Consider the following 9,492-nt stretch of genomic DNA (forward strand, 5'->3'; position numbering starts at 1 on the left):
AATTATGTCCGGTCAGTTGGTCCGAAGTTAGAGCCATCATATTTATCAAACAGCAGCACAAGTTGCCAACTTATCCTGCTCAAATAAACCTGGGTGGTAAAACCAGGCCAGATCACAATGCCGTCCACGCCGACTCCTTGAGTCCCAACGCCGATGGCGGGTTTGGCATGTGTAAAAAAAACAATTTAAGGAGAAAAAATGCAAAAGCAAAAATGGTTATTAATTTTAAAAATTGGGTTAATCCTGGCGGTCATTGCTGCGGGAATCCTACTGGTGAGTTGTCGCAGCGCCAGCCAGCCCACCGTGGCCATTAACTCGCCGCCAAGCGAAACTCAGGTTGTATCAGGCCAGGAGGTCTCGATTCAATCTACGGCTACCGACGCCAAAGGTATTACCCGGATAGACCTGTTGGTGGACGGCGACATTGTGCGCAGCGACAAAGCGCCCAGCCCGCAAACCTCGTTTTCGGTTGTTCAGGTTTGGCAGGCCGGCGCGCCGGGCAAACATACGGTGGGCGTGTTGGCCTACAACATGGATAATGTCGCCAGCAATATGGCCGAAATCTCATTGGAGGTTCAGGCCGGGCCGGGTCCCGCGCCAACGGTTACGCCAACTCTGGCGCCTACTACCGCCCCCACCGATGCGCCGACTGCCGCGCCTACCACTGCGCCGGCGTCCCCAACGCCAACGCCGGTGCCCATTGCTTGCGTCAACGGGGCTGTGTTTATTGCCGATGGCACTATTCCAGACGGCTCTGTTCTTCAGCCCAACCAGGCTTTTAACAAAGTATGGCGGTTGCAAAACAGCGGCACGTGCGAGTGGGGCGGCGGCTATAATTTTGTTTTTGTCAATGGTGATGCGATGTCGAATGATACGGCGGTGGCCGCGCCCGACACGATACCCGGCGGAATGGCCGACCTGTCTGTGCCCATGACCGCGCCGGCGGTGCCTGGCCAGTATACCGGCGTTTGGCAAATGCGCGCGGCAGATGGGAGTTTCTTTGGCGACCAAGTAAACGTAAAAATCAGCGTGCCCGCGCCGAATCCGCCCGGCTGTTCCGGCGCTCCGCAAATCTCGTCGTTTGCCGCCTCGGCCACCATTGTGCAAAAGGGCGACACCGTTGTGCTGCAATGGGGGCCGGTAAGCAATGCCGACCGCGCCGAAATTACGCCCGGCATTGGCGGCATCGGCACGCCCGGCGAAGTTCAAATTCATATTAAAAAAACCACCACTTACACGCTCAAGGCCTATTGCGGCGACACGCAAACCACACGAGACGTGACCATTACCGTGAGTTCACCATCCGAGCCAACACCAACGCCCCTACCCGCCCCCACCAATACCCCCGTGCCGCCGCCTGCCCCAACCGATACCCCCGTGCCACAGCCCTCATATCGAACGGCGGCAGGCACGTGGATTTCCGGCCAATTTACCCTGGAACTGGACCAGGTGGCAGGCTGTGCCGGCCCCGAATGTGGCGTGCAAGGCCGTCTGATTGTGTCCACATCCGGCTCCCCGGTAATTGACGATGTGGAAGGAACCATCAATGTTAACACCGGCGAAATTTCGCTAATGCTGGCGCGTCCCGGCGCGCAAGGCGGGTTTACCGGCACGGTGGACGCCGATAGCAATACTATGTCTGGGCAGTTGGCCGATGTTGGCGCGATCACCTTTACCAGGCAGTAGGGTCATTTGGAGCAAATCATGACCAACCCCAATCTTTTTTCCTGTCCAGATTGCGGCCACGACTGCTCTTTTGCGGCTCTATCGTGCCCCAACTGCGGCAAACCGTTTCCGCGTGAGGCAAGTAATAAAGATGCAATGCTGTCCGACGCCGTCCACACCAATATCTTGAGACTAACTACGTCTACAGTGGGGATGTGTTTGACATTTTTGGGATTGATTAAGATAGTAGAGGGAGTGCAGGAAGTTAGCCATATTACGGATGAATTGTTAGCCGTGGTTGCTCTGGGGTTTCTGGCCTCGGGCCTTTTTTCATACTTTGCCCTAAAAGAAACACAACCGGGCCGGAAACAGCGGTTGAGCATAACCGTCCATAGGATTTTTATCGCGTCATTTTTGGGGTTGATTATCATTTGTATAGTTGTTGTTTTTGAAGCCGTGTAACACACGCGGCCTAGTTCATAATCAAATTTATCAAAAAAGGAGTTAAACATCATGAACAGCAGTTTTAAATATCTATTCTTTGGTTTAATCGTTGTCAGTTTGGCCCTGGTCGCTTGCGGCGGCCCGGCTGCGCCGCCGTCTGAGGGAGGCGGCGCCTCAATGAGCAATCCGGCCTCGGAGAATTGCGTTGAACAAGGCGGCCAGCTCACCATTGAAAAGCGCGGCGACGGCGGCGAGTTTGGCGTGTGCTGGTTTGAAGACGGCCTGCAGTGTGAGGAATGGGCCTTGCAGCGCGGCGACTGTCCGGTGGGTGGGCTGAAGGTGACGGGCTATGGGCCGCAGGGTCGCTATTGCGCCATTACCGGCGGCGAATATACTCTCACCGGCGGCGACATTGAAAATGAGCAAGGCACCTGCACTTTTAAAAACGGCAAGCAGTGCGACGGCGCGGATTATTGGAACGGCAAGTGCAGCCCTTAAAACTTACGGATGCAGGATGGAAGGTGACAAAATATCGGCTTTAAATTTGTCATCTCGCCCTACCAGCGACGAAAAGCCCTCACCCCGTCGCTGGCACGACTCCCCTCTCCCCTTGGGAGAGGGGGCGGGGGTGAGGGCTATTTACAACGGAGAAAAAAATGAAAAGCAAACTTTTTATAGTGGTAATGCTGGCAGCAATGCTCGCGCTGATTTCCTGCCAATCCGGCGGCGCAGCAAACCTGACCCGCTACGAGATTGACGGCGACACGCAGGGCGTTATGGAAAAAGTGAACAACATCTATAACACCAGCATTGTTTCTAACGACCCCAACGTGTACAAGGCCGAGTACGAAGCCGGCTTCATCCAGGGTAAATTGCAAAAAGAACACATCATCGCCGCGCGCGATAATATGTGGGATTCGGCGTACCTGATGAATCCGGCGCACACCTACCCTCAACAAATCCCGCCTTCATCGGATGAGCTGGCCCTGGCCCAAAAAACGCTCAAAATCAACTGGGAGTACACGCTTAACTATATTCGCCAAGAGGGCGACTCGGACGTTGGCCAAAACATGCGGCGGCTGATGTACCGGCTGGTGGGCATTTATCACGGCGCGGCCAAAGACAAGCCCGCAGCCCTGGCCTTTGACGGGCAGTGGTTCCCCGCCTTTGCCGACGCCGAGATGGCGGTGGGCTACGAAACAGCCTCGCTCACGTTCATGGACATTTACTTTATCAACGCCTTTGGCGACCTATTTGACATTTTGCCCGATAGCGCGCCTACGGTGGTGATGAACAAATTAAGCAAGTGTTCCGCATTTGTAAAAAAGACAGATGACGACATCTTTCTTACCCACAATTCGTGGTACAGTTTTCTGAGCCAGAGCCAGGCGCTCAGCTTGTGGGTCAACGGCGATTTTATGACCATGAACATTATCGCCCCCGGCTTTCTCGGCTCCGGCGCCGATTTTGGCTACACCAACAAGGGCATCATCTTTAACGAAACAACCCACCACGCCACCTACACCGAGCCAAAAACCGAGGCGCTGTGGATGTTTTGGCGGTCGGTGCTGGCCGAACAATTTGCCACTTCGCTCGACGAGTTCTTTGAGTACGTTTCGCTCGAACCGTCCGGCACTTACATGAACGGCTACATGATTATTGACGCCAAAACAAATGAAATCGGCCTGGTCGAAATGTCGTACAAGAGTTTTGTGTACTACAAGCCGGATGGCCAGGGCGGCTATACCATCGTCACCAAACCCGACGGCTTGGACCAAACCTATGATCATGAACTGGTGACCGCGGATTATATTCTGGGCATCAACTACCCCGCCTCGCAGCAGATTATTGACGACCTCAAAGCGCAAGACAATCGCCCGGCGCGCAAGCAGCAATTTATGGCCCAGATTGGCTCCGTCAACGACATTGAATCGGCCAAAGCTCTCATCACGTATACCGACCCGCAAAACCCGCTCTCTATCTATGGCCGCTGGGACCTGGGCTACGGCGAAACACCCACCCCCAAAACCGTGCCCGACGGCTCGATTGAGGCCAAAGCCATTTCCACTTCGATGATTAAAGATACGTTCACGCTTGAAGGCGCGCTTGATACGGACTCGCCGGTGAAGGCGTTCTGGATGAAATATGGCACACCGTCGGTTGACGGCAAACCCTTCATCTGGAGCGAGTCGGAATGGAAGGGACAAAAGCTGCGCGATGTGCCGGACCGCCTGGATGGCGAATGGACGTTTTTGAATGGGTATATTCGGTAAAACGCGGCAAGAATCAATATAAGGAGGTTACTATGAGCGATTTGCAATTGAACCGCAGGCAGTTTCTTCAGATGGGGTCGGTGGGCGCAGCCGCGTTACTGCTGCAAAATCGCCTGTTTCCCAATCTAACCCTGACCGAAATCAAAACGGCGCTGCCACCTCTACCGCAAGCCGCGCCTGGCTCAAACACAGTCGGTTTCGACGTTGAAAGCGTAACCGCATGGCTGGGTGCGCCGGCGACTCCGGCGCCGGTGGACTTGAAGGCATTCTTTTTGGGTCCCAAGGCCGAGAACGCCGACCTGGTAGAGCAACTGTTACTCAGGGTTTATCGCGACTATGTTTTCTGGCGGCGCAACTTTCATCCTGAAGACGAAGCGGTCATTGAACCGGAAGACCAACGCAGTTTAACCTACGAGAATTGTGTCAGCCGTTTTCAGCGCGAGTTGTTTATCCTGCTGGGCGAACTCAAGTCGGACATTCCCTTTTACTCGCCGCGCTATATCGGCCACATGAACGCCGATGTCTCGTTGCCGGCGCTCGTTGGTTATATTGCCGCCATGCTCTACAATCCCAACAACGTATCCTGGGAAGCATCGCCGATTACCACTTTGCTTGAAATTGAGGTTGGCCGCGAGTTGTCCAAAATGTTTGGTTTTGGCAGCACCGCCGACGAGTTAGCCGCCACCTGGGGGCACATCACCTCTGGCGGCACCCTGGCCAACATCGAGTCCATTTGGGTGGCCAAGGCCGTTAAGTTTTTGCCCATTGCCGTGCGCGCAGCCGCGGCAGACTTGAAGGTGGAGGGATTGAGCGCCGGGCCAAACAAAAAAGAATTGGCCAGCCTGACCGCCTGGGAATTGGTGAATTTGCCTCCGGCGCAGGCATTGGATTTGAAAGAACAACTCATCGTCAATTATGTGAAACAACATGCGGAGTTGCCAACCGATGAAGCGCTGGCGCAGGTTAACGAGCGGCTAAAACAACACGACATCCTTTCTTTGGGCGATCACGCCTTTTTCTCCGGCTTGACCGGTAAGGACGCGCTCCAACCGGCCATCATGTGCGCGCCGCAAACAATGCACTATTCCTGGGTAAAGGGGCCGGGGGCAATTGGCATTGGATCAGCGCAGGTGGCACCCATCCCCATTGACGGCCAGTACCGGCAGGACACCGGCCTGTTGCGCCAGGAGTTGGAGCGGGCGTTGAAAGAGCGGCGCCCCGTTATCAGCGTGGTGGGGGTGGTGGGGACTACGGAAGAAGGCGCCGTGGACCCCATGCCCGAATTGATTGCGTTGCGTGACGAATTCATTGAGCGGGGGCTAAGTTTCTCGCTGCACTGTGACGCGGCTTACGGCGGTTACATAACCGCCTGTTTCCGCTCGGCCACAGGCCAATTCCGGGGCCGCCCCGAGATGCAAAGCGCGTATGCCAACTGGCCAACGGAAGAGGTATACCGCAGCTATGCGGTTCTGAAGGAGATGGACTCGATCACCGTGGACCCGCACAAACTGGGGTATGTGCCCTATCCGGCGGGCGCGATCCTCTTTCGTGATGGGCGGGTCAAGGAGCTGGTGGCTCAAGAGGCGGCGTATGCCCTGGGAGGCCGTACCGCGCCTCAGCCGGGCGAAATCTACATTGGCAAATACATTATGGAAGGCTCCAAACCGGGCGCGGCGTCGGCGGCAACATTCCTGTCGCACCGGGTATCGCCGCTGGATGAGAATGGTTATGGCGCGGTGCTGGGGCAGGCGTTACGCATTACCCGCTCCTTTCACGAGCGCATCCTGAAGTTCGCCCCAACAATTCGGGACGAGTTCATCTTTGAACCATTGACGCTGCCGGATACCAATATTCTCAACTATGCCTTTAATCTGGCCGGTAACGACAAACTTGATGTGATGAATCGTTTCAGCCTGGCGCTTTACCAGGAGTTGTCCATTGACCCGGCCAGCCCCGTCCAAACCCGTAACTTTATCGTTTCCCACACCGAATTCTCCTACGAAACATACAATCCCAAGGCGCTGCGCGCATTTTTATCGGAAAAAATGGGCGTGAAGGGCAGTTATTTTGTCTCAGCCGCCGACCTCTTCCGGCAACAGGAAGCCGGCCAGAAGGGTTATGACAACGAGATTATTGTTTTCCGCACAACGTTGATGAATCCTTTCACTCTGGAACAAGCGCAAGAGGATAAAGATTATATTGACCTTTTCCTCGATGCGCTCGGGCCCTTGTTGAAAAATGCGCGCGACGCTGTCCAGGCCAAATAACTCAAAGAGAATGACAAAATCCGGAAGGGAAATCGAGAACAACAACCTGGCGCGCCCTTTTTTTTGATTGCCTATGGAGCAAATGATGAAAAACCTGTTTAGAGTAGTGATCATTGTTGGATTTTTATGGGGCGGCCTTTAGTTCTTAAGGCCGCCCCCCGCGCGCCCCTGGGTTCTCCTCGGTGGTATAGGGGCAACGGGGAAGATTTGTGGCCGGGCACGTAACAACTCAGCGCATCCGCATCCCCCAGGCAGTTCTGGACATTGCCCAGCAGGTCTACGGCGTCGAGCAGGGGGGAGAAAAGAAACTATTGGTTTGTTAAGAATTCAGCGTATCCTTTTCGGTTGGTGCTATCAGTGGAATAGAGGCAAAGGGTTTATGCCTTAACAAAGGCGGTAGGTGTTGAGTGTGATGAACCTCACCCTACATAATTGGACTACTGGGTCAACTGACAAATCTTTTGGAGTAGTTCGGCAAGAATTACAGGTAATACTAAATGGGCATCACAACCATTTTGATATAATCTATGAATGTATGTTCCATCATTACTTTCCGATAGCACAATTACAGGGACGTGGGGTAAGCCATTTTGCATTTCTGAATGTCGTAGGTTTTTTAGTAATCTGATATTGTCATCTGAATTACTATGTAAACTTGATAAAACAATGTCAAACTTGTTTTGTGACATTATTGGGGAAGCCTCTTCATAACTATGGACATCTGTAATCTCATAAGGCGTTCGACCAAATCGTAGAAAGGTATTGTACTTATATACTTTATCCTCCACAATCAAGATGTTAAGTTTGCGATTATCGCTTGGCACTTTTAGGATTTCTAATCTTGCTTCATCAAATGATGATGTAAACAGACCAAAAATCTTTTCAATAAAAATCACAATCTCCTTATTAGAAAAAGAAATATCCTCCAAGAATTCTATACTCTTAAAATCATAATTTCTATTTTCTAGCGCCCACTTCAGAGCTTCCATTATGTCACAGATTTCTTGACCAGAATAATGCATCCTAAAATGCTCAATATAGGCTTTAGTTCTCGCTTCGGAAAACAATTCATCCGCATTGATATCTTCAATGCGAAGTAAATCATACAAGACCAGGATTAAGTTTGAAAATATTGTTGATCTTTCCATACACAAACCCTCTTATATGCACAAATGGCTAAAAACTGGAAAACAAAACACTATCGGGTATCTGCATCCCCCGACCTCGTAGTTCTATTAAGAGCTGTCGGTTGAGAATTGGTTCGATAGCATAATGACCGGTATTAGTACTACAACGAGACTTCGCTTGAGAAACCCGGCTTTTAGTGCTTGTTGATAGTCCGATTTGGACAATAGTTACTATTTATAACCAAAAAAGCCGGGTTTCTTTACTTCGTTATGTCAAAATCTCGTTGTAGTATTAGGACGTACTCTGGTTATTACCCCATTTACAACATCCAAATCACCAGCAGCAGCTACAGGTTGTCCCGCTAAGAAAGTTGAATGATGAAATTCGAATCGTGTTGGATCAGCCTTGATAAAAATACGACCCCCTTGTGGATCCATCACGAAAATAGTGTTGCTGCCACCAATTAAACTGGTTGTGTTAACAGGGGTTCCATCTGGATGTACCAATAATCCATCCTTAACAAAAACCTCAAAGGGCACCCTTTCAGCTTCGGTTTTTAAATATTTAGTTCTAAAAGGCGGGACTTCCCCTAACTCTTCGCCTTCAAAATTTTGCAATAATCTCTTATGGAAAAGATAGGTTCTACCTGTTTTCCCCACCAGATTATTGTCACCTGGTGGAAGTCTACCCCCACCAGGTACCCCATCCGCCCCCCGCGCCGCCGCCTTGAGCGCATCATCCCCCAACCCGCCGGTGGTAACAAACGGCACAGCTACAGCCGCTAAACTCACCGGCACCATATAACACGACAAGGCATCCGCATCCCCCAGGCAGCTCTGAAGGTCAGAATTCAGTAGATATCCCACAGCGTATCAATAAAGTGGCGGCTGCTGTCGGTGTAGTTGACCGGGTTATCGTAGACGTAGGCGTAACGATTCCAGGCAATGGGATTGCCCGGCTGGGCCACCAGGCTATCCGGCTGGGTGAACTGACCTACCAGCGGGTCGTAATATCTGGCATTATAGTAATACAATCCGGTCGGGTCAAGCACCTGCCCTCTTACAACAGCACCAGCAGGCTTTCACGCCAGGGACCCGGTGGAGCAATATTGAAGCCTGACCTGTCATGCTGCTAACATATCATAATTCAGGCCGGCGCTACAAGGGAGAAAATGAGGGTTTTGAGGAGAAAAAATGACCAGTTCCCTACTCCAAATCGGCCAGCCCCTCGCGCAGGGCATAGAGGGCGGCCTGGGTGCGGTTGGCCAGGTGCAGTTTGTCGAGGATGGCGGTAACGTACTTGGCAATGGTGCGATCGTTGAGGCATAGCTCGGCGGCAATTTCTTCGTTGGTCATGCCGCGCGCAATCAGGCGAAGCACTTGCAGTTCGCGTTCAGAGAGCGGCTCGGCGGTGGGCGGCAGGCCCGGGGGATGTTCGAGTTCGCGCATTACTTTGACAGCGATGGCCGGATGCAGGGACACCCGCCCCTGGGCCACATCGTGAATGGCCTGGAGGAGTTGGTCGTGGGTGGCATCTTTAAGCAAATAACCCAGCGCGCCGGCCTTGATGGCCGGGAAGATGCGGGCATCATTGGTAATGCCGGTCAGCACCAAGATGCGCGCCTCGGGATTTTCCTGTTTGATTTGCCGGATGGCTTCCAACCCGTCTAACTGCGGCATCACCAAATCAAGCAAAATCACGTCGGGCCGCAGCGC

The 9,492-nt window shown here is 52.7% G+C and carries 10 protein-coding genes; 6 read left to right on the plus strand and 4 right to left on the minus strand.

The window, feature by feature from the left end:
* The 6 genes from JW953_21305 to JW953_21330 form a co-directional block, all read left to right on the plus strand.
* The coding region (locus tag JW953_21305; GenBank protein MBN1995241.1) for a hypothetical protein at nucleotides 1-314 on the plus strand (314 nt) is incomplete at its 5' end.
* Nucleotides 274-1,686: a hypothetical protein gene (locus JW953_21310; protein MBN1995242.1), complete on the plus strand. Its 1,413-nt coding sequence runs from the start codon at nucleotides 274-276 to the stop codon at nucleotides 1,684-1,686. The genes JW953_21305 and JW953_21310, both read left to right, overlap by 41 nt.
* 18 nt (nucleotides 1,687-1,704) lie before the next feature.
* Nucleotides 1,705-2,127: a hypothetical protein gene (locus JW953_21315; GenBank protein ID MBN1995243.1), complete on the plus strand. Its 423-nt coding sequence runs from the start codon at nucleotides 1,705-1,707 to the stop codon at nucleotides 2,125-2,127.
* 51 nt (nucleotides 2,128-2,178) lie between these two features.
* Nucleotides 2,179-2,607 (plus strand): DUF333 domain-containing protein, encoded by a 429-nt coding sequence (locus JW953_21320; protein MBN1995244.1) that lies wholly within the window; start codon nucleotides 2,179-2,181, stop codon nucleotides 2,605-2,607.
* 158 nt (nucleotides 2,608-2,765) lie between these two features.
* On the plus strand, nucleotides 2,766-4,382 hold the full coding sequence (locus tag JW953_21325) for a hypothetical protein (protein ID MBN1995245.1): 1,617 nt from the start codon (nucleotides 2,766-2,768) through the stop codon (nucleotides 4,380-4,382).
* Between the two features lie 32 nt (nucleotides 4,383-4,414).
* Nucleotides 4,415-6,649 (plus strand): hypothetical protein, encoded by a 2,235-nt coding sequence (locus JW953_21330; protein ID MBN1995246.1) that lies wholly within the window; start codon nucleotides 4,415-4,417, stop codon nucleotides 6,647-6,649.
* Between the two features lie 437 nt (nucleotides 6,650-7,086).
* On the opposite strand, the gene JW953_21335 is transcribed toward JW953_21330, so the two are convergent.
* The 4 genes from JW953_21335 to JW953_21350 form a co-directional block, all read right to left on the minus strand.
* Nucleotides 7,087-7,797 (minus strand): response regulator, encoded by a 711-nt coding sequence (locus JW953_21335; GenBank protein MBN1995247.1) that lies wholly within the window; start codon nucleotides 7,795-7,797, stop codon nucleotides 7,087-7,089.
* 252 nt (nucleotides 7,798-8,049) lie between these two features.
* Nucleotides 8,050-8,589 carry a hypothetical protein gene (locus JW953_21340; protein ID MBN1995248.1) on the minus strand — a complete coding sequence of 180 codons (540 nt, stop codon included), beginning with the start codon at nucleotides 8,587-8,589 and terminating at the stop codon, nucleotides 8,050-8,052.
* Between the two features lie 38 nt (nucleotides 8,590-8,627).
* The gene (locus JW953_21345; GenBank protein MBN1995249.1) at nucleotides 8,628-8,828 is read right to left on the minus strand and encodes a hypothetical protein; all 201 of its coding nucleotides are present in this window, start codon (nucleotides 8,826-8,828) and stop codon (nucleotides 8,628-8,630) included.
* Nucleotides 8,829-8,982: 154 nt separating this feature from the next.
* Nucleotides 8,983-9,492 (minus strand): response regulator transcription factor (locus JW953_21350; protein ID MBN1995250.1); only part of this gene is annotated, 510 nt, incomplete at its 5' end.

This window comes from Anaerolineae bacterium (assembly GCA_016931895.1).
GTDB lineage: Bacteria > Chloroflexota > Anaerolineae > 4572-78 > J111 > JAFGNV01.